The sequence below is a fragment of the Leclercia sp. J807 genome, assembly GCF_009734465.1.
GTDB lineage: Bacteria > Pseudomonadota > Gammaproteobacteria > Enterobacterales > Enterobacteriaceae > Enterobacter.
Genome location: NZ_CP046446.1, coordinates 1,515,897 through 1,536,579 on the forward strand (window position 1 = coordinate 1,515,897; position 20,683 = coordinate 1,536,579).

The following is a 20,683-nucleotide window of genomic DNA, read 5'->3' on the forward strand; positions in this document are numbered from 1 at the left end:
AGATCTTACTTCTGGAACCATTTGTTGTAGATGGAATCGTAGGTGCCATCTTTCTTCACTTTTTCCAGCGCAGTATTGAATTTCTGCTGCAGCTCGGTGTTGCCCTGACGAACAGCGATGCCCAGACCGGTGCCGAAGTAGTCTTTATCCGTCACTTTATCGCCCACTGGGGCCAGCTTGTCGTTCGCTTTCAGCCATTCGGTCACCACCGCGTTATCACCAAAGACGGCGTCGATACGGCCATTCTGCAGATCCAGACGGGCGTTCTGATAGCTGTCGTAAGGCACGGTGGTGATTTCCGGGTGCTTATCCATGATGAATTTCTGGTGGGTGGTGCCGTTCTGCACGCCCACCTTCTTGCCTTTCAGCGCGTCGATAGAGGCGTATTTACCCTTCTGACCGATGAACAGGGCGGAGTTCTCATAGTACGGGGTGCTGAACAGGACCTGCTTCTCACGTTCCGGGGTGATGTCCATACCGGCCATCACCGCGTCGATACGACGGAATTTCAGGCTTGGGATCAGGCTGTCGAAAGACTGGTTGGAGAAGGTACAGGTAGCGTCGATCTCTTTACACAGGGCGTTCGCCAGATCCACGTCAAAGCCCACAATCTTGTTATTCGCATCCATAGACTCAAACGGAGGGTAGGAGGCTTCCGTGGCAAAACGGATGGTCTGAGCTGCGGTGGCAGAGAGGCTAACGCTGGCAAGCAGCGCGGCAATCACTATTTTTTTCATTGTCGTTCTCTCGGTTCGATTAGTGAGACAGATAATTTCTGAATGCATCGGTCTGCGGCTCGGCAAAGCAGCGCGCATCCCCTTGCTCCACAATATGACCGTTTTCCATATAGACCACACGGCTGGCGGTTTTACGCGCCACTTCCACCTCGTGGGTCACGATCACCTGGGTAATGTTGGTCTCCGCCAGTTCGCGAATGATGCTGACGATCTGGGCTGTGATTTCCGGGTCCAGCGCGGCGGTGGGTTCATCAAACAGAAGAACCTGCGGCTCCATCATCAGGGCGCGGGCAATGGCCACACGCTGCTGCTGACCCCCGGAGAGGTGCAGCGGATAACGGTCGCTGTAGGGCTTCAGGCGCAGACGTTCCAGCAGCTTCTCGGCACGCGCCAGCGCCTGCTCTTTTGACAGGCCCAGCACGCGACACGGCGCTTCAATCAGGTTCTGCTGCACGGTGAGGTGCGGCCAGAGATTATATTGCTGAAAGACCATGCCGACATTCTGGCGCAGATCGCGGATCGCTTTCTCAGAAGGGGCTTTCGCAAAATTGAAGTGGTTGCCCGCAATATCCAGCGTACCGGAGCGGGGCATTTCAAGCAGATTAAGGACGCGAAGCAGCGAGCTTTTACCCGCGCCGCTGGGACCAAGCAGAACCAGCGTTTCGCCCTCAGGGCAATTCAGTGTGATGTCGAACAGCGCCTGGTGTGCGCCGTAGAAGCAGTTAATGCCGTTTAGTTGAATACTCATCGGGGCAGTCTTTACTCATCCAGGCAATCTATAGCAATTGAGGCCGCAAATAGTACCGTTGACAGAATAGTTATGCAATATAACTGCGTTAAAAGTTAAATATAAACCGAATCTATACCTAAACATAGCACAAAATAGCGGAAGCTAAGGTCGGCGAGAATAAATGTCGGCATTCCTCACGAAATGCCAGACATTTTACGGGGTTTTCCCCTGCTTAACGGTCTGAAACGCGCGTATTTAGCGGTTTTCAATCGACTGGCGCAGGGTGCCAGCCGGGGCGTGAACGCTGCCGCCCAGGTAGCGCACGTCATCGATAGCCCAGCACTGGCCTTCGCGGATCATCAACACTTCATCCTGCCAGGTCTGGCTGCCCTGCGTCAGCTTGACGCGCAGCGGGATATTTCGTGCATCGGTATTCGGGATGGTCGATGCGCTGGAGACTTCGGCCTTTTCAGGCGCGGTGGTGCGGCTGGAGAAAGGATCGTCTTTCAGCAGGTTACGGTGCTGCGGATCGCGGCTGGCATCGCTCAGCAGCTGGGCCAGGCCGTCGCTCAGGTAAGGGCGCAGGGCGGTGAAGTCATTGCTGCGGTGCGTGATGCGGTAGTCATAGAACTGTTGAGCCACGGCATCCGGCCCGCCGGTGATGCAGCTGCCGCTGCGGGTACCGATGTCCTTGAAGGCCGGGGTGACTGGCGTTGTGCAGGCGCTGAGCAGCAGCGCGCAAGGCACTAAAAGCGTCAAAGCAGAATAGCGCATGATGATTTCCTTATTAGGCTGCAATAATTAACTAACCTTTAAATCATAGCGTAACGAGCAGATAATGATTTTGTTCTTAACCGCTTAGGCTCTTAACTCGCGCAAAGGAGACCAGGATGCAATTTTCAACTACCCCCACTCTGGAAGGACAACCCATCAGCGAATACTGCGGCGTGGTAACCGGGGAAGCCATACTCGGCGCCAACGTCTTCCGTGACTTTTTTGCTGGGATCCGCGATATCGTCGGCGGTCGCTCCGGCGCTTATGAGAAAGAGCTGCGCAAGGCGCGTGAAATTGCCTTCAGGGAGATGGGCGAGCAGGCGAAGGCGATGGGCGCAGATGCGGTAGTGGGGATCGATATCGACTACGAAACCGTCGGCAAAGACGCCAGTATGCTGATGGTCAGCGTCAGCGGTACGGCGGTGAAAACGCGCCGATGAAGCAGGCATTTGTGCCCCTCCTGCTGGCGTTGCTGCTGGCAGGCTGTGCGGCAGAAAAAGGGGTCATCGAGAAAGGGGCGTATGAGCTGGACACCCGGCGTCAGGCGCAGGCGGCCTATCCGCGCGTTAAGGTACTGGTTATCCATTACACCGCCGACGATTTTGACAGCTCGCTGGCCACCCTGACCGATAAAAATGTCAGCTCCCACTATTTGATCCCGGCGATCCCGCCCCTGCATAAAGGAAAACCGCGGATCTGGCAGCTGGTGCCGGAGCGGGATCTGGCCTGGCATGCCGGCGTCAGCTTCTGGCGTGGCGCCACGCGTATTAATGACACCTCTATTGGCATTGAGCTGGAAAACCGCGGCTGGCAAAAAATGAACGGCCAGAAACGCTTTGTTCCCTTCGAACCGGCGCAGATCGCTGCCCTGATCCCACTGGCGAAGGATATTATCCAGCGTTACGACATCAAACCCCAGAATGTGGTCGCCCACGCGGACATCGCCCCGCAGCGCAAGGACGATCCCGGTCCGTTGTTCCCCTGGCAGGCGCTGGCGCAGCAGGGGATAGGTGCCTGGCCGGATCCGGCCCGGGTGGCGTTTTATCTGAACGGGCAACCGCCTTATCAACCCGCAGACAGTGCCACACTCCTCAGTTTATTATCTCGCTACGGATATGATGTTCCGGATAATATTTCGCCCTCACAACAAAAGCGCATTATTATGGCTTTTCAGATGCATTTCAGACCGCAATTATGGAATGGTGTTTCTGATAGAGAAACAATTGCTGTCGCGGAAGCGTTACTTGAAAAATATGGTCAGGGATAGGCCGCAAGCCCCGCCGTTCAAGGGCTTTACTCTGTACCCGACTTAAGATTAATCTTAGGTTCAATCGCGATTCATTTTTAGTTAATTGACTTAAATTTACCCGAATATAAGATGTACATATAGCTTGCTAACTATTATTACAAAGTAAATATTATTTGAGACTTACTCTCAGCAAAGTTATTTCGAATTATCCTTTGCGCCTTTTTAGACGCAGTGGGCTGCTTTATCCATAAAAATTTCAACAGGCATAATAATGTTAAACTTATACTCTAAAAATAGTCGACCGAAAAAGGCGATTGACGCCATTATTGCCGCTACGGCGGATTATCCTGAAAAAACGTTAAAGAAATGGCAGAAGATTATTACCGCCGATTCCCAATATGTTCATGTAATGGTCAGTGGTGAAGTCGAAATTCGTCGGAGCTCCGATGAGTTAAGTATGTTTACCATGCGTCAGGCCGGATTTTTAGGGGTCTCTGCCGTCTATAACAGAGCCTCTCACATGTACGGCCTGGTTCGCGATACCACCGTCATTCGCACCATCAAACGTGATGAGTTCGAACGTATCATTAGCGAGAAAAACCTGTGGCCAGAGTTCAGCCAGCTCTTGATCTGGTATATCGACGTACTGAGCAAGCGCGATGATATCTTGGTTGCCCGCAGCGCTTATTCTGTAGTCCGTGAATTCCTCCTCGAAATTAATGAACTGATTGTTCATCAGAATCGTGATATTAACGTTTATGATTACATTCAGGAATATACCAGCCTGGCGCGCAGTACCATCATTAAAATTCTCTCAGACCTGAAAAAAGGCCAGTATATTGTAGTTGAAAAAGGGAAATTAATAAATATCACCAGTCTGCCGGAACGCTACTGATAACCATTCCGCAAATCTCCATGGGTTAACGCCTGTGGAGATTTTTTTAGCATTGATGTAGCTATTTTTTCCGTTTTTAACGCTGCTGTCTGGTTTATTACCCGATTATTCGTCTCAGAATCAGCTTGTGTCTCATCAACCGGTGCATCCGGTATTTTTCCCTGCGAATAATCCTGCTGCTGCTCTTTTAATGCCTGCATAAACCGTTCTTTTAACGAATCGGAATCGGTTGCTTGCTGGGCGATGTGCGTATCGGGCAACGGTTCGCTGGAAATATCATTGTCCGGGGCCTGCTGCCAGTCTAAAGATTTATCCATCATCAACGGATCGTCTGAGGGTAGCGGCGGTGCGGCATACTCCGCGACTTTTGGTTTCGGTTCCGGGAACGGTTTCGAGATATAGACATAATGCATATCCGAAAGCTGCGTATCCGGTTGCGCCACGCTCACCGGTTTGGGTGCTGGCGCCGGATGCTGAAGATGCCAGTAAATATGGGCGTACAGCCCGGCGATCAAAACGGCCCCCAGGCAGCATAAGCAGGCCAGGGTTCTGAAGACGATTTTATGCAACGCGGGAAGGCGGTATGAGAACCAGACCGCCTCGCCGGTATTAAAGCTGCGCTGAGCAGCGAGGCATATAGTAGACATTAGTGCGTTTTTCCTTGCGCCAGAACTTGCGGTGCGGTGTCAGCGACCTGGGTGATGACCGTCGGGATGATGTTATTGGCACGCATTAACTGCATCAGCGTCTCTTCCCCAGGCATGCCATCTACGTTCAGCCCGGCCTGGGCCTGAAATTCCCGGGTGCGCTGTACCAGCGTCTGCGTCCAGGACTGAGCATGGGTTTCGGGCTCATGCAGCGCCTGACTGAGTTGCGTATCGATCCAGGCCAGATCCTGGCGGCTGCTGGCGGCGCCGACCAAATCTTGTCCTGCCGGGGTCAGACGGTGCAACAACGTGTAATTCCCGGTGGCGTGGGCGTTAAACCAGCTGCGCTTCACCTGCCAGGTGCGATTATTCAGCAGTAAATCCAGCGAGTTCTGCCCGACGCGGGCCACCACCGCATAGTTCAGGTGATCGCCGGTTTTCAGTTCGCTCACCCACGGATAGCCCTCTTTTTCCAGCTCCTGCAGCGAGGCGTGGCCCTGTTTACAGGTGAGATTCACCCGGGCGGCATTCTGGCAAAGCGCCTCTTCCGTGGAAGGATCGTACCCCCACATGGTGTAGAGCTGATGCATGGCATCCGGCGAATTAACCACCTCTTTATCCAGGGTCGGCAGAACCGGGGCCTGCGGCGTATGGACTGTCTGTTTCCAGCTCGCCGGAACAGGCAGCGGCACAGGGAGTTTCGCTGTGATGGCGCCTGAGAAATACCATCCGCAGGCGGTAAACAGTACGCTGGCGAACAGGCCAACCGTCGCCAGGGTTTTGCGGTGGGTTTTGCGCGGCAGCACTTCACCCGCCGCCAGACGTAAATGGCGTGGCCCCACGCCGGGGGCTCGTTCGGTCCAGGCCGCCAGTAGCGACAGGTGTGCCAGCGCGTTCAGCTGGCTTACCGATCCTTTGCTCAGGGCGTGCATCCGGCGTATGCGGGCAGGAGTAAAGGGTGAGGTTTCCGCCCCATGTTCCTGGGTCTGGGCCTGAACATAGCTCGTCACTTCGCGGCAGGTGAGCGGGCGCAGGGTATGGCGGGTATGCACCCGGGACGCCAGCCCAGAGTGGTTCATCAGGCGCGCTTCCTGGTCAGGGGTGCCGGTCAGGACCAGCGTCAGCGACAGGTTGCACTCCTGCGCCCGGGAGAGCAGCATGCCCAGCGCCTCCCAGCAGTTATCGCGCATCGCCTGAACGGCGGAGACGGTCATTACCATGCCGCTCTTTTTGCAGGCAGGGTATTGCTCGTGCCACTGGCGCAGTACCGCGTCAATGGCGTGAATTTTGTTGCTGGCATCTTTTGCCTGGGCGCTGAGTTTATACAGCAGCCCTTTCGCGTTCAGCTTCGGAAAAGCGTTAACGGCAACCCCGGCGGAGGTTTTCGCCAGCAGATGCCCGGTGAAGGTGTTGAGCAGTGCCTCGTCATCGCCAAACAGCGCCACAATCCCTGGCATGGTTGATTTCTCTGCCAGCATGCCGAAGACATCCTGATGATAAGCCGCAAAGAAACTGCCGCAGGGGCGGGCTGCGCTCCTGAAGGGGGGGCGGGCAAATTTAAAATGACTGAGGAACATAACGCTTCACCGTTGTATTTCATTGACCAAATGTCAACCTGGAAAGTAAGGGAAGCGCGGTAAAGGGTCAATTTCGCTGGAGGAGAAAAATAACCTGCGTCGGCTGGTTAACATCGGATATTTGTCTGGTCAATATTTTTCTTTATTAAAGTTAACGGCAAACCCGATGGAGCGGGGGGCGCATCATTATTACTATTTCTGGGTATTCAGGTGCAGCGCCAGGCTGCTAACTCCTGCATTGACTAAAAGGTCAGTTTTAAAAATGAAAATGCAGTTCTATTCCCGGTATATTGCGCCATGCGTAATGTTTGTCCTGCTGATATTTAGCGGTCAGCAGGGATATGTCGTATTTAAAGAGTATAAAAAGGCGGCCAATTCCAGTCCGGATAAGGCGCCCGCGCTTTCTCGTACGCAGCAGTCAGAGCAGGCCTTTGCCCTTTTCAAGCCAGCCGCTTACCAACCCGTGGCGCAGCAGGCGACAAAAAAGCGTATTGCTGCCGAGGTGGACGGCATCATCAACAGCGATGAAGCGTGGCTCTCCTTTGCCGTCATCAAAACGCCTGTCGGGCAGAAGAGCCTGCGTGAAGGCGATCCGCTGCCCGGTTACAACGATGCCTATATCGATGAGATCAACCCCGACAACGTGGTGGTGAGTTACGAGGGCGAGCGGCAGGTATTGGCGTTAAAACGCCCTGATTATTTTAAAGGCGATATGAATTCCTCGCCCGCGCAGAAGCCTAAAGGCGATGCCGGAGCAGATAATATCCATCTCGACGATTATTTAGTGCTGAAACCCTATATCGAAAAGGGTCAGCTCGAAGGCTATCAAATTAAGCCAAAAAATGCCTCTTCCTTTTTTAGCAATAGCGGGCTGGAAAAGGGCGATGTGGTAGTGAAAGTGAATTCCGTCGATATGACGCGAGCGGAGCAGGCGAAAAGTATTATTGCCAGCTGGTCGAAAATGAGAGAAGCGGAAGTCGTAGTTAGACGCCACGCTCATCTTGAAAATATTCGGGTTAATGTTTTAACCAATTAACAAGTGTAATGAGATGAAGAAATTTCCCTGGGCATGTATCGCGTTGACTGCCGCCTCTTTTATTTCCAGTTCGGTAATGGCGGCGAACTTCAGCGCCAGTTTCAAGAACACCGATATTCGTGAATTTATCGATACGGTAGGGCGCAACCTTAATAAAACCATCCTGGTCGATCCGTCAGTTCAGGGCAACGTATCGGTTAAGACCTATAACGTGCTGACGGAAGAGGAATACTATCAGTTCTTCCTGAGCGTGCTGGATCTGTACGGTCTGTCGGTGATCCCGATGGATAACGGCATGGTGAAAGTGGTGCGCTCCACGGTGGCGCGTACGTCAGGCGTGCCGCTGGCAGACAGTCAGCATCCTGGCAAGGGCGATGAGATTATCACCCGCGTGGTGCGGATGGAGAACGTGCCGGTGCGTGAGCTGGCACCGCTGCTGCGCCAGCTGAACGATGCCTCCGGTATTGGTAACGTGGTCCATTTTGAACCTTCCAATGTGCTGCTGCTGACCGGTAAAGCCTCGGTGGTGAACCGGCTGGTGGATCTGGTGCAGCGGGTCGATCGCTCCGGCATGCAGCGTCGCGAGATCGTGCCGTTACGCTATGCTTCGGCCAAAGAGCTCTCTGACATGTTGAATAATCTCAACAACGAAGAGCAAAAAGGGCAGAACGCGCCGCAGCTGGCAACCAAAGTTGTTGCCGATGACGAGACGAATAGCCTGGTGATCAGCGGCTCGGAAGATGCCCGCGCGCGCACCCGGTCGCTGGTCAGTCAGCTCGATCGTGAGCAGAACAACGAGGGCAACACCCGCGTCTTCTACCTGAAGTATGCCAGCGCCAGCAAAGTGGTGCCGGTGCTCACCGGCATCGGCGAACAGCTGAAAGACAAAGCGCCGGCGTCAAAAAGCAAAACAGCCTCCACCAGCAGCGATCTGAATATCACCGCCGACGAAGCCACCAACTCACTGGTGATCACCGCCCAGCCTAACGTGATGAACTCGCTGGAAAAAGTAATCGACAAACTCGATATCCGCCGTCCGCAGGTGCTGGTAGAAGCGATCATTGCCGAAGTGCAGGACGGCAACGGTCTCGACCTTGGCGTGCAGTGGACCGGCAAACATGGCGGTGTGCAGTTTGGTGCAACCGGCATGCCGATAAGCCAGGTGAAGAGCGGCGCCATCAAAGGAACCAGCTTTACCGGCATGGCGACCGGTTTCTTTAACGGTGATTTTGGCGCGCTGATGACTGCCCTCTCCACCGACGGTAAAAACGACATTCTTTCAACCCCAAGCGTAGTTACCCTGGATAACAAAGAGGCGTCGTTTAACGTAGGTCAGGATGTGCCGGTACTGTCCGGCTCGCAGACCACCAGCGGCGATAACGTCTTTAACTCGGTGGAGCGTAAGACAGTCGGTACCAAGCTGAAAATTGTGCCGCAGATCAACGACGGTGACATCATTCACCTGAAGATTGAGCAGGAAGTTTCCAGCGTGGATGCCAGCGCGACGGAAGATGCCAGCCTCGGTCCAACCTTCAATACCCGTACCATCAATAACGAAGTGATGGTGCACAGCGGGCAGACGGTAGTCCTCGGCGGGTTAATGGAGAACGTCACCAAGCAGAACGTCTCGAAAGTGCCGCTGCTGGGGGATCTTCCGTTGGTGGGGCAGCTCTTCCGCTACACCTCCCAGGATACCTCGAAACGTAACCTGATGGTCTTTATCCACACCACCGTCCTGCGTGACGACGACAGCTACAGTGCGTCGTCGAAGGAAAAATATGACCAGATCCGCGCGCGCCAACAGCAGCGCATGGAAGAGAAAAAGCTGGGCATCGTCTCCAACGATGACACAGCGATACTGCCGGCCTATCCGTCTCAGGGCACTCCCGCCCCTGCGGCCCCGCGCAATCCGTTTAAAGAGTAAGGGGACGGGAGATGGATGAACTCACCAACGCCTTATGCACCAGCAGCTTTGCCAAGGATAATGGCGTCCTCTTTTATCAGGATCAGGTCTTTGTCCGCGATGACGCCCCGGCCTTTGCTCTGCTGGAGATGCGCCGGGTGCTGGCCCGTTCGTTTACGCCGGTTGTCCTGACGCCGGAGGCGTTTGACGAGATGCTGGCCAAAATCTGGCAGCAGAACAGCGGCGTCTCCCAGCAGCTGGTGGATGACATGGACGCCGATATCGACCTGATGGCGCTCACCGAGGAGATCCCGGATAACGAGGATCTGCTGGATAACGACGAAAACTCGCCGGTGATCCGCCTGATCAACGCCATTCTGGGCGAGGCCGTGAAAGACGGCGCCTCGGATATTCATATCGAAACGTTCGAGCGTACGCTGAGCATCCGCTTTCGCGTTGACGGCGTGCTGCGTCCGGTACTGCAACCGGCGCGCAAGCTGGCGCCGCTGCTGGTATCCCGTATCAAGGTGATGTCGAAGCTCGATATCGCCGAAAAACGCCTGCCGCAGGATGGGCGTATCTCCCTGCGTATCGGGCGTAAAGCCATCGACGTGCGTGTTTCCACCATCCCCTCGCAGTACGGCGAGCGGGTGGTGATGCGTCTGCTCGATAAAAGCAATCTCAAGCCGGACATTAACAAGCTGGGTCTCATCGACGAAGAGTTACAGCAGCTGAAGGGATTAATTGGCCGTCCGCATGGCATCATTCTGGTAACCGGTCCGACCGGTTCCGGGAAAAGTACCACCCTGTACGCCATTCTGTCGGCGCTGAACGGTCATGAACGCAACATTCTCACCGTTGAAGATCCCATCGAGTATGAGCTGGAAGGGGTGGGGCAAACCCAGGTTAACCCGCGCGTCGACATGACCTTTGCCCGCGGGCTGCGCGCCATTCTGCGCCAGGACCCGGACGTGGTGATGATCGGTGAAATCCGTGACGGCGAAACCGCGCAGATTGCGGTGCAGGCGTCGCTCACCGGCCACCTGGTGATGTCCACGCTGCACACCAACAGCGCGGCAGGGGCCATCACCCGCCTGCGCGATATGGGTCTGGAGTCATTTTTAATCGGTTCATCCCTGTTAGGGGTCATTGCCCAGCGTCTGGTGCGTCGGCTGTGTGTACACTGCCGGACCACCAGTCCGCTGGACGCCAATGAAAAAGCGCTGTTCAGCTTTATGGATGCGCCGCCGAAAGCGATCTACCGCGCCGTGGGCTGCGAACACTGCCGCCAGAGCGGGTATCAGGGGCGAGCCGGGATCCATGAATTCCTGGTGGTAGACAGCGCAATGCGCCGGGCCATTCACGAAGATAAAGATGAGATGTCCATCGAGACCGAACTCTTCAAACAGGCCTACAGCCTGCGTGAAAATGGCCTGCTGAAAGTGATTTCCGGCGTCACCTCCCTGGAAGAGGTCATGCGTGTCACCGCCGAGCGCGGGGGAGATGAATAATGGCGTGGTATGCGTGGACAGCCACCAGTGCGGCGGGGAAAACCCAGCGCGGCACCATGCAGGCCGAGGGGCCGAAGCAGGTTCGCCAGACGTTGCGCGAGCAAAAGCTGATGCCGGTGAGCATTACGCCGACCCGCGAACCCGCGACCGCCGGGAGTGCGCAGAAGGGGATCAAACTCTCCACCCCGGTGCTGTCGATGTTTACCCGTCAGCTATCAACCCTGGTGAACGCCGCGCTGCCGCTGGAGAGCGCCCTGAAGGCGATTGCAAAGCAGTCGGAAGATAAAAAGCTGGCGGCGATGGTGACCGAGATCCGCGACAAAGTGGTGGAAGGGCACACGCTGTTCGACGCGTTCAGCCAGTTCCCGCGCACCTTCGACAAACTCTACTGCACCCTGGTGATGGCCGGGGAAAAAACCGGCCATCTCGGGGACGTGCTGGAAAAACTGGCGGAGTACAACGAACAGCGCCAGAAGATGAAAAGTAAGCTCACCCAGGCGATGGTTTACCCCATCACCCTGACGGTGGTGGCGGTGGCGGTGATCTGCATCCTGCTGGTGGCGGTGGTGCCGCAGGTGATTGAGCAGTTTACCCATATGAAACAGCAACTGCCGATCACCACCCGCACGCTGATCGCGGTGAGTGATTTTCTGCAGGCTTATGGCCTCTATATCGGCGGCGGGCTGGTCACGGCGTTTATCGGCTTTAAAAGCTGGCTTAAAAACGTCCGGAATCGCTTTGTCTGGCACCGCTGGCTGGTTAACGCCTCACCAATCAAAAAACTGGTGTGCGCCATCAACAGCGCGCGCTACATCCGCACCCTGAGTATTTTGCAGGCCAGTAGCGTGCCACTGCTTGAGGGGATGTATATCGCCATGGACGGGATTGAAAATCTGCACGCCCGCCAGGTGCTGGAACAGGCAGCGGACACCGTGCGTCAGGGGGCCTCGTTATATGCCGCTCTGGAGCAGGCGAGATTATTCCCGCCCACCATGCTGTATATGATTGCCTCCGGCGAAGAGAGCGGCGAACTGGGTAACCTGATGGATCGCGCGGCCGAAAACCAGGAATCAGCATTACAGCATCGAATTACTTTAACGCTGTCGGTATTTGAACCGGCGCTGGTGGTCTCTATGGCGACCATTGTTCTGTTTATTGTGATGTCAATATTACAACCGCTTCTGCAACTTAATAATATGGTAGGTTAATTATGGCGATGAAACGAAAAAACCTGGCGGGCCAGGCGGGCTTTACTTTGCTCGAATTAATGGTGGTCATTGTTATTCTCGGCGTGCTGGCCAGTATGGTGGTGCCGAATTTAATGGGCAATAAAGAAAAGGCGGATACCCAGAAAGCCACCAGCGATATTGTAGCACTGGAAGGCTCGCTGGATATGTATAAGCTGGATAACCACCGTTATCCCACCACTGAACAGGGCCTGCAGGCGCTGGTCACCAAACCAGAAATCGCGCCAATTCCGAACGGCTACCGCGCCGACGGCTATATTCGCCGCCTGCCGCAGGATCCGTGGGGCAGTGATTACATTCTGGTGAGCCCGGGCGAACATGGTGCTATTGACGTATTCTCCGCAGGTCCGGACGGCGAAGCCAATACCGCGGACGATATTACCAACTGGTCGCTCGATAAAAAATAATGAACAGGCAACGCGGCTTTACTCTGCTGGAAATTATTCTCGCGCTGGTGATATTCGCCAGCTGCGCCATGATGGTGGTTTCCACAATACCGTCGCGCAGCGGCGCGGATATATTTGGCCAGCAATTAAAAGCCGTTGTTGAATATGGCTCCGACCGTGCGGTGATGGACGGAAATATTGTGGGCCTGGTAGTGACGCCGGATAAATATCAGCTGATGACGCTCAATGAAAAAGACGGCGAACGCCGCTGGGTGCCGTTAGCGCAACGCCGTATCACCACCGGGGGCGACTTCCCTGAAGGGATGCACGTCTCGCTCACCCCGCAGCGTCTGGCCGCCACGCCTGACGCCGAGCCGCAGATCGTCTTTTTGCCGGACGGCGAGATGAGCCGTTTCACCCTGACGTTACAGAGTGATGATAAACAACACCATTTCCGCGTGGTGTCGCAGGGCGCGGCACCGGTTACGGTAGAGAACGATGGCTAAACGAAATGCCTCGCAGCGCGGGATGACGCTGCTGGAGGTGATGGTCGCCCTGGTGATCTTCTCCACCGCCGCGCTGGCGTTAATGAACTCTGTCTCCCTGAACGTGCGCTTTACCCACGGTCTTGCGGATACCCTCCAGGCCAGCTGGGTCGCTGAGAATCTGCTCGCCGAAGCGCAACTGACCAAAAGCGACTTCCCGGATGCAGAGCAGAAGGGGACGGAACTGATGGGCGGGCGCAACTGGAACTGGCGGATGCAGCGGGTGAAGGTTGCCGATAAGCGCTGGGCGGATGAGATCCTGGTCTATGCCGAAGGGGATGAGAGCCAGCCGGTAGTGGCGATGCGGGTTCTGCCACCGAGAGAGAAAAAATGAAAAAACGGCAAAGCCAGCGCGGCTTTACGCTGCTGGAGATCATGATTGCGCTGACCATCTTTGCGGTGATCAGCACCCTCGCCTGGCAGATCCTCGACGGCGCGATGCGCACCAGTAACGCCACCGATCGCAACGCGTCCAGGCTCAATCAGATCCAGCGCGCCTGGAGCCTGCTGGAGCGTGATTTTTTTCAGCAGCAGGCCCGCGCGCCGCGCAATGAACCCGACGTTTTTCGCCAGGATGATAACGCCATCGAACTGACCACCCTCAACGGGGTGAGCGGGCATGTCCAGCTTGAGCGGGTGCGCTGGCGGTTTGAGGATCACCGGTTATGGCGCGATGTCTGGCCGACCATCGACAGCCCGGCAGACGTTAAGCCCGAAGAGGTGCCGATTGTCTCTGAGGTGAAATCCGTCCAGTGGCGGTTTTTCAGCGATTCATGGCAGAAGCACTGGCGTGAGAGCGGGCATCAGCCGAACGGGGTCGAGTTAACCCTGACCATGGAGAGCGGCGACACCTGGCGCTGGGTCTTTACCACCCCAGGGGATATGCCGCAGCCGCAGATCGCCGTGAAAGCGGCTGAAAAGCCCGAAGAGGCGAAGCCTTCGCCCGCTCCGGAGCAGGCGGTAGCACCGGTACCGGAAAGTCAGCCATGAACAAAATGAATCAAAGCCAGCAGCGGGGCGTTGCGCTGCTGGTGGTGCTTATCCTGCTGGTGATGATGTCGGCCCTGGCGGCCAGAATCAGCCAGCAGTTCAGCCGCAATTTACAGAAAACCCACTACCAGGTGAGCCAGCAGCAGCTGCGCTGGGCGATACAGCGCCAGGAGCAGGCGGTAAAGCAGCTGTTGCAAACCGCCGCCAGCGGTGAGAACCCACTGGAGCCGGACGGCGAGTGGCATCAACCTCTTGAGACGCAGGGGGAGTTTTACACGGTGGTGAGCCAGGTTGAGGACGCGCAGGACTGCTTTAACGTCAATAACCTGCTCGCCGTGGAGCAGGCGGCGAAGGATCAGCCCACATCAGCCATACCGGAAAAATCCCGTAAGCAGCAGACGGTTGAACAGCTGCTTACCGATGCGGGGCTGGATCAGATCACCGCTGAACAGGTCTATCAGCAGCTGGTGGATTACCTGGACGGCGACAGCACCACGGCGAAAGAGGCTCAGGAGACCGATGCGTGGGCAGGCGTACAGCCCGCGCGGCTTCCGGCCAACCAGATGATGCGCAACATCAGCGAAATCAGGCTGCTGCCCGCGTTTCCACCGGCGGCGTACGCTAAAGTCAGCGCGCTGCTGTGTGCCCTGCCGGATGCCGGCAGCAAGATCAACGTCAACACCCTTAAGCCTGAGCAGGCAAAACTGCTGGCGGCGCTGTTTGCCGGAAAACTGACGGAAGATGACGCCGCCCGGCTGCTCGCGTCGCGCCCGGAAGCGGGATGGGAAAACGTGGAGGCTTTCAGCAAGGCGCTGGAGCAAAACTTCCCCCAGCTGAAAGACGAGTTAACTCAGGTGGCTGAACAGGTGGCCGTCAACAGTCGCTACTTCCGGGTGAACTACACCGGCAACACCGATGATTTAACGCTGCGCGTGGTCAGTCAGCTTCAGGTTAACAGTGAAGCGGGCGAGATCGTAACCTGGCAGCGTCGTTACCGAATGATTGAATAACAAAAGCCGATACCGATGAAAAAGATACTGTTTGTTCGTCCCGATAGCCGTGAGGACGGGACTATTGCATGGTGCGAATCCGGGAGCCAGCAGGTCAATACGCTCCACGGCATGGCGGCCCTGTCGACGCTTGCGGATCATCCGCTGGCGTCGCGCGTCTGTCTGCTGCTGCCCGCGGGTGAGATGATCTTCCGCCACTTCTCCCTGCCAAAGAAAGGGCTCAGCGCTCAGGCGACGCCGTTCTCGTGGATGGCGGAGGAGACGCTGATCGGTGACGTCGACGACCTGCACTGGACGGTGTTGAGTAAAAAAGGGCAGGAAGTGGATGCCGTCGCCATTGATGCCCGGCGCTTGCGCGACTGGCTCGCCTGTTTTGAGCAGGCCGGGCTGAAGGTGATACAGGCCCTGCCTGACGCCTGGCTGCTGCCGGTCGCGGAAGGGGGAAGCACGCTGGTTGCGCTGGATGAGAGCTACTGGCTGCGCTTTTCACCGGCCAGCGCCTGTGAAGCGGATGCCTCGCTGCTGCCGCTGCTGATGGCGAAATCTCAGGCCGGGATGGTGCGCTGTTATGGTGAGGCGCCTGCCGGGATTGCGGTAGATGAATCCTTACCCTGGCAGCACCCGTTAGTGCTGATCCAGCCGCAGTGGCAGAACTGCCGGGCCAACGTGCTGCACGGTGAGTTTCATCCCCGCGGCGCCCAGGGCGGCACGCCCAAAGGGATGAAAGGGGCGATGGTTGCGCTGGCGCTGCTCAGCGTCGGACTGCTGCTGGGGCCGAGGCTGGCGATGGCCCTGATGCTGGTGCAACAGGAAAACCAGCTGCAACAGGAGATCGCCACGGTCTACCAGTATCATTTCCCCAGCCTTCGCCAGCAAAGCAATATTAAGTATCACTTTGGTCAGAACCTGAAGAAGGTCACTAAAGGCGTCTTTCTGCAAATGGAGGATCTGAACAAAGCGAAACAGGCGGTTCCGGATATAGAAATTAATCTGCTGGATTACGACAGTACGCAAAACCTCTGGACGCTCAGCGCCAGCAGCCAGAACAGCGCATCGCTGCAGACGTTCATCAACCAGAGCAGTGCGGATTTCAACTTTTCTCTGCAGCCGGTATCAACGGTCGCGCCCTTTACCGCCATGATCACGGGGAAACATAAATGAAAGAGCGTGTCGCACAGCTTAAAGCGCGGTATCAGAATTACTCTACCCGCGAAAAGCTGCTTATGAAATTCTGCGCCGCGGCGCTGTGCTGTGCCGTCGTCTATTACGGCGGCATGGTTCCGCTGGATAATATGATTAAAAATAGCCAGTTAACGCTGAAGCGCCAGAGAGATACCCTTAACTGGATGCGCAGCGAAATTGATAAAAACCATCTCCAGGTGCAGCAATTAAAAACCGATAATCCGCGCAGTGTGGTGGAAAACAGCGCACAGGAGATCAAGTTGCCATTGAATGATGTGCGCCAGGAGGGGCAGACGTTATCGTTTACTGTACCCCGGGTGGAGATCAATGAGCTGAAGAACTGGCTGCGCGAAATTAACGCCGCCTCAGGGATCAAGCTGGAGAAAATGAAGCTGACCCCTGTCGACCACCAGCGTGACGTCAGGGCAGAGATCCAGCTTAGCTGGAAAAAGACGGCATGACGGCCTTCGCCCTGTTCAGAGAGAGCAGCCCGGCCCTGTTCAGCCTGATGAGCGCCATTTTTGGCGCGATTATCGGCAGCTTTCTCGGCGTGGTGGCGGAGCGGATCCCGCCGATGCTGCTTGAAGATGAGGCGCGGATTAACTTACTTTTTCCGGCCTCGCACTGTCCGGCGTGCCAGCATGATTTGGCCTGGTGGGAAAATATCCCGCTGGTAAGCTGGCTGGCGCTGCGCGGGCGCTGCCACCACTGCGGCAGCGCTATCCCGCTGCGCTTATGGTTACTGGAAGCCTTTACCTTTCTCTTTTTTGGCGCCACGGCCTGGTGTATGCCAGACATCCCGGCGCTCTTTTCCCTCTGGCTGCTGAGCGCTTTCTTGCTGCCGCTGGCCATCATCGACGGGCGGCATCTCCTGCTGCCGGACTGCCTGACGCAACCGCTGCTGTGGGCCGGGCTGCTGGTCCACCTTATCAGCCCGACGCTGCCCCTGCGCGATGCCATTATCGGCGCCGTGGCGGGCTACCTCTCTCTCTGGCTTATATACTGGGCGTTTCGTCTGATGACCGGTCGCGAAGGTCTGGGTTACGGTGATTTCAAGCTGCTGGCCGCGCTGGGCGCCTGGTGCGGCTGGCAGGCACTGCCTGATGTACTGTTACTGGCGTCGTTAACCGGCATTGCCGGGCATCTCCTTTTTATTAAATCAGATAAAAAAGCTGCGCACATTCCATTTGGCCCCGCTCTGGCGGTCGGAGGCGTTATTGCCTTTATTTTGCAAAATTATTCGCTCATTCCCTAATTAAATCTGTCAATTATATTTTGAGATTTTTTCGACAAGGGAAACAGGTGAGCAATAATTCTTTTGCTAATACTATCTTCGTTGTAAACCGCATGTGACGTTAATTCGATAATTAAGATTAACTGAAAATATTAAAAACATTTTAAGTCATTATGTATTTAATTTTTTTAAATCCATGCTGGTTTTATTTCATGTTTAAGGAAGACATGTTTTTTAAAGTTCACGTAGAGTTATTGGGATATGAAAATGAATTTCTTTAAGCCTAAATACCTGGCGCTTTTTGTTGCAGCGGCAACCAGCCCTGTATTTGCAACCGTTCCAGGGGTGCCATCACTGACCAGCGGCAACGACAAGTTTGCGATTGTTGAAGTTGACCAGGCCGCGCAGGACTATAACTCCCTGGTAAAAGTTCATGATGGTGCCGATGTTAAGGTTGAGTGGAACGTCTGGAGCGGCGATGCTCCGACGTCTGCAAAAGTGCTGCTGGACGGTAAAGAAGTCTGGTCTGGCGCGAGCGGCGCGACAGGCTCTGCGACCTTTAAGGTTAAGAAAGGCGGCCGTTACCAGGAGCAGGTTCAGGTATGTAACGACAGTGGCTGCAGCACCAGCGCCAGCAAACTGATCATTGTAGCGGATACCGATGGTAGCCACCTGCTGCCATTAAACACCACGCTTCATGAGAACAACAAAGCGTTCGCCAAACATACCGATAAAGTGGTTGCGGCCTATTTCCCTGAGTGGGGCGTATACGACCGTAACTTCACCGTGGATAAAATCCCGGTTGCCAACCTGAACCACATCCTTTACGGCTTCATTCCAATTTGTGGTGGCGATGGCATCAACGACAGCGCGAAATCTTCTGGCGCGCTGGAATCCCTGAAACGCGCCTGTGCTGGCCGTCAGGACTACACTGTCGCCATTCATGACCCGTGGGCTGCTCTGCAAAAACCACAGCAGGGTGTGACCGGCTGGGACGAGCCGTACAAAGGCAACTACGGCCAGCTGATGGCGATGAAAAAAGCCAACCCGAACCTGAAGATCCTGCCTTCCGTAGGCGGCTGGACTCTGTCCGATCCCTTCTTCCAGATGGACAACAAAGTGCTGCGCGACCGTTTCGTCGGCTCAGTTAAAGAGTTCCTGAAAACCTGGAAAGTGTTTGATGGTGTGGATATCGACTGGGAATTCCCGGGCGGCGGCGGCGAGAACGCCAAACTTGGCAGCCCGCAGACCGACAAAGCTACCTATACCGCACTGATGCACGATCTGCGCGCGATGCTGAACGAGCTGTCAGCCGAGACAGGCCGTACTTACGAGCTGACCACCGCTATCGGCGCGGGTAGAGATAAGATCGAAGATGTCGACTACACCACTGCACAGCAGTATATCGACCATATCTTCCTGATGAGCTACGACTACTACGGCGCATGGAGCAACACCGAACTGGGTCACCAGGCCGCGCTATACGGTGCTTCCTGGAAACCAGATACCAACTACACCACCGATAACGCCGTGAAAGCGATGCTGGACCAGAAAGTACAGCCGGGCAAAATCGTAGTGGGTGCAGCGATGTACGGTCGTGGCTGGACTGGCGTACACGGTTACACCGGCGACAACCCATTCACCGGCACCGCGACTGGCGCAATTCCGGGTACCTGGGAACCGGGTATCATTGACTACCGCGTGATTGCCAACCAGATGAAAGGCAAGTCAGGCTGGGAGTACAAATATGACAGCGCGGCAGAAGCGCCTTACCTGTTCAACAAATCCACCGGCGAGCTGGTGAGCTATGACGACGCCCGCTCGGTTGCGGCGAAAGGTAAGTACGTGCTGGACAAAAACCTCGGCGGTCTGTTCGCATGGTCTATTGAATCCGATAACGGCGATATCCTGAACGCCATGAACGAAAGCCTGTTGGGCAACGGTTCCTCTTCTGACGAGCCAGTTAACACCAACCATGCACCTGTGGCGACCGCTGCTGACCAGACCGTAACCGGTCCGGTTACCGTAACGCTGGATGGTTCTGCCTCTTCCGACCAGGATGGCGATGCGCTGACCTACAAGTGGACCCAGATTTCCGGAACCACGGTGAATATCGCGAACAGCACCTCCGCGAAAGCCACCTTCAACGTACCGGCAGTCACCCAGGACCAGACGCTCTCCTTCCGCCTGACCGTAACCGATGCTAAAGGGCTCTCCAGCACCGTGAACGTCCAGGTTGTGAACAAAGCGCCAAAAGCGAACCAGGCACCGGTCGTTAATCCAATGCAAGCCGTTACTCTGGAAGCGGGCCAGACTCAGTCCCTGCATGTTCAGGCATCCGATCCAGATGGCGATGCGCTGACCTACAGCTGGAGCGTACCGGCAGAGATGAACGCTACCGGTATCAATACCTCTAGCGTACGTATCACTGCGCCGGACGTGGCTTCTGAGACCAGCTATTCCCTGAGCGTAGTGGTAGGCGATGGCAAAGACAGCGTGCACTCCACCGTGCAGGTTATCGTCACGCCGAAAGCCGCTGAGCCAGCTGATGACGTAACGCCGCCAGCTGATGACGTTACCCCACCTGCAGATGACGTTACGCCTCCGGCTGACGAAGACACCGCGCCGTCCGACGAAGGTGCATCCGGTAGCTGCGATAACCCTGTCGATGCCAACGCCAGCAAATATGCCGCGTGGAGCAGCAGCAAGGTCTACAACGGTGGCGACATCGTCAGCTTCGACAACCTGGTATGGAAAGCGAAGTACTGGACTCAGGGCAACCAGCCTGGCTTCGGTGTGGATGCATGGGAGCTGGTCAGCAAGGTGAAATTCGGCTGGAAAGCTGACGTGGTTTACAACGGTGGCGATACCACAACCTATCAGGGTTCTGAGTACCGTGCGAAGTGGTGGACCCGTGGTGATAACCCAGCTAACAGCGATGTATGGGTGAAAGTAGGCGCAGCAGACTGCGAATAATCATCCTTCTCTGAGATGGCGGGCGCGATACTTGCCCGCCATCACTGACCGCGC

Annotated in this window: 21 protein-coding genes; 16 read left to right on the forward strand and 5 right to left on the reverse strand. The window is 55.8% G+C overall.

All coding sequences use genetic code 11. From position 1 onward, the window contains the following. Positions 1–5: 5 nt before the first annotated feature. The 3 genes from artI to GNG26_RS07065 form a co-directional block, all read right to left on the reverse strand. Positions 6–737, reverse strand: coding sequence for an arginine ABC transporter substrate-binding protein ArtI (gene artI, locus GNG26_RS07055; RefSeq protein ID WP_103823428.1), 732 nt, complete (start codon positions 735–737; stop codon positions 6–8). A 19-nt stretch (positions 738–756) separates the two neighbouring features. Further along, positions 757–1,485, reverse strand: coding sequence for an arginine ABC transporter ATP-binding protein ArtP (gene artP, locus GNG26_RS07060; protein ID WP_039029538.1), 729 nt, complete (start codon positions 1,483–1,485; stop codon positions 757–759). 237 nt (positions 1,486–1,722) lie between these two features. Further along, on the reverse strand, positions 1,723–2,241 hold the full coding sequence (locus GNG26_RS07065; RefSeq protein ID WP_103823427.1) for a lipoprotein: 519 nt from the start codon (positions 2,239–2,241) through the stop codon (positions 1,723–1,725). Between the two features lie 116 nt (positions 2,242–2,357). Between GNG26_RS07065 and GNG26_RS07070 the strand changes: the two genes are divergently transcribed. From GNG26_RS07070 to GNG26_RS07080, 3 genes are all read left to right on the forward strand, one after another. Continuing rightward, positions 2,358–2,681 (forward strand): heavy metal-binding domain-containing protein, encoded by a 324-nt coding sequence (locus GNG26_RS07070; protein ID WP_103178871.1) that lies wholly within the window; start codon positions 2,358–2,360, stop codon positions 2,679–2,681. Further along, complete coding sequence (locus GNG26_RS07075) at positions 2,678–3,508, forward strand: N-acetylmuramoyl-L-alanine amidase (protein ID WP_156238272.1); 831 nt, start codon at positions 2,678–2,680, stop codon at positions 3,506–3,508. The genes GNG26_RS07070 and GNG26_RS07075 overlap by 4 nt, the downstream gene beginning before the upstream one ends. Positions 3,509–3,761: 253 nt before the next feature. Beyond that, positions 3,762–4,385, forward strand: a complete 624-nt coding sequence (locus GNG26_RS07080) for a helix-turn-helix domain-containing protein (RefSeq protein ID WP_103823425.1) — start codon at positions 3,762–3,764, stop codon at positions 4,383–4,385. Here GNG26_RS07080 and GNG26_RS07085 read toward each other — a convergent pair. Both GNG26_RS07085 and GNG26_RS07090 read right to left on the reverse strand, forming a co-directional pair. Beyond that, on the reverse strand, positions 4,379–4,900 hold the full coding sequence (locus tag GNG26_RS07085) for a hypothetical protein (RefSeq protein WP_231604230.1): 522 nt from the start codon (positions 4,898–4,900) through the stop codon (positions 4,379–4,381). The genes GNG26_RS07080 and GNG26_RS07085 overlap by 7 nt on opposite strands. Positions 4,901–5,031: 131 nt before the next feature. Beyond that, entirely contained in the window at positions 5,032–6,609 is a 1,578-nt protein-coding gene (locus GNG26_RS07090) for an ExeA family protein (RefSeq protein WP_156238273.1), read from the reverse strand. 304 nt (positions 6,610–6,913) lie between these two features. On the opposite strand from GNG26_RS07090, the gene gspC reads away from it, so the two are divergent. The 13 genes from gspC to GNG26_RS07155 all read left to right on the forward strand — a co-directional run bounded on the left by gspC (position 6,914) and on the right by GNG26_RS07155 (position 20,629). Further along, positions 6,914–7,645 (forward strand): type II secretion system protein GspC, encoded by a 732-nt coding sequence (gene gspC / locus GNG26_RS07095; protein WP_156240150.1) that lies wholly within the window; start codon positions 6,914–6,916, stop codon positions 7,643–7,645. A gap of 13 nt (positions 7,646–7,658) precedes the next feature. After that, the gene (gene gspD / locus GNG26_RS07100) at positions 7,659–9,569 is read left to right on the forward strand and encodes a type II secretion system secretin GspD (protein ID WP_156238274.1); all 1,911 of its coding nucleotides are present in this window, start codon (positions 7,659–7,661) and stop codon (positions 9,567–9,569) included. Between the two features lie 11 nt (positions 9,570–9,580). Further along, the gene (gene gspE, locus GNG26_RS07105; RefSeq protein ID WP_114315486.1) at positions 9,581–11,059 is read left to right on the forward strand and encodes a type II secretion system ATPase GspE; all 1,479 of its coding nucleotides are present in this window, start codon (positions 9,581–9,583) and stop codon (positions 11,057–11,059) included. Continuing rightward, positions 11,059–12,267 (forward strand): type II secretion system inner membrane protein GspF, encoded by a 1,209-nt coding sequence (gene gspF, locus GNG26_RS07110; RefSeq protein WP_103823421.1) that lies wholly within the window; start codon positions 11,059–11,061, stop codon positions 12,265–12,267. Before gspE ends, gspF begins: the two co-directional genes overlap by 1 nt. A 2-nt stretch (positions 12,268–12,269) precedes the next feature. Further along, positions 12,270–12,713, forward strand: coding sequence for a type II secretion system major pseudopilin GspG (gene gspG, locus GNG26_RS07115; protein WP_156238275.1), 444 nt, complete (start codon positions 12,270–12,272; stop codon positions 12,711–12,713). After that, on the forward strand, positions 12,713–13,198 hold the full coding sequence (gene gspH / locus GNG26_RS07120; protein WP_156238276.1) for a type II secretion system minor pseudopilin GspH: 486 nt from the start codon (positions 12,713–12,715) through the stop codon (positions 13,196–13,198). The genes gspG and gspH overlap by 1 nt, the downstream gene beginning before the upstream one ends. Next, on the forward strand, positions 13,191–13,571 hold the full coding sequence (gene gspI, locus GNG26_RS07125) for a type II secretion system minor pseudopilin GspI (protein WP_156238277.1): 381 nt from the start codon (positions 13,191–13,193) through the stop codon (positions 13,569–13,571). The genes gspH and gspI overlap by 8 nt, the downstream gene beginning before the upstream one ends. Then, the gene (gspJ, locus tag GNG26_RS07130; protein WP_103823417.1) at positions 13,568–14,227 is read left to right on the forward strand and encodes a type II secretion system minor pseudopilin GspJ; all 660 of its coding nucleotides are present in this window, start codon (positions 13,568–13,570) and stop codon (positions 14,225–14,227) included. Before gspI ends, gspJ begins: the two co-directional genes overlap by 4 nt. A gap of 5 nt (positions 14,228–14,232) precedes the next feature. After that, positions 14,233–15,237: a type II secretion system minor pseudopilin GspK gene (gene gspK, locus GNG26_RS07135; RefSeq protein ID WP_370463892.1), complete on the forward strand. Its 1,005-nt coding sequence runs from the start codon at positions 14,233–14,235 to the stop codon at positions 15,235–15,237. 15 nt (positions 15,238–15,252) lie between these two features. Beyond that, the gene (gene gspL / locus GNG26_RS07140; RefSeq protein ID WP_156238279.1) at positions 15,253–16,398 is read left to right on the forward strand and encodes a type II secretion system protein GspL; all 1,146 of its coding nucleotides are present in this window, start codon (positions 15,253–15,255) and stop codon (positions 16,396–16,398) included. Continuing rightward, positions 16,395–16,880 carry a type II secretion system protein GspM gene (gene gspM / locus GNG26_RS07145; protein WP_103823414.1) on the forward strand — a complete coding sequence of 162 codons (486 nt, stop codon included), beginning with the start codon at positions 16,395–16,397 and terminating at the stop codon, positions 16,878–16,880. Before gspL ends, gspM begins: the two co-directional genes overlap by 4 nt. Next, the gene (locus tag GNG26_RS07150; RefSeq protein WP_156238280.1) at positions 16,877–17,674 is read left to right on the forward strand and encodes an A24 family peptidase; all 798 of its coding nucleotides are present in this window, start codon (positions 16,877–16,879) and stop codon (positions 17,672–17,674) included. The genes gspM and GNG26_RS07150 overlap by 4 nt, the downstream gene beginning before the upstream one ends. A gap of 246 nt (positions 17,675–17,920) precedes the next feature. Next, positions 17,921–20,629, forward strand: a complete 2,709-nt coding sequence (locus GNG26_RS07155) for a glycosyl hydrolase family 18 protein (protein WP_156238281.1) — start codon at positions 17,921–17,923, stop codon at positions 20,627–20,629. The last annotated feature ends 54 nt before the right edge of the window (positions 20,630–20,683 follow it).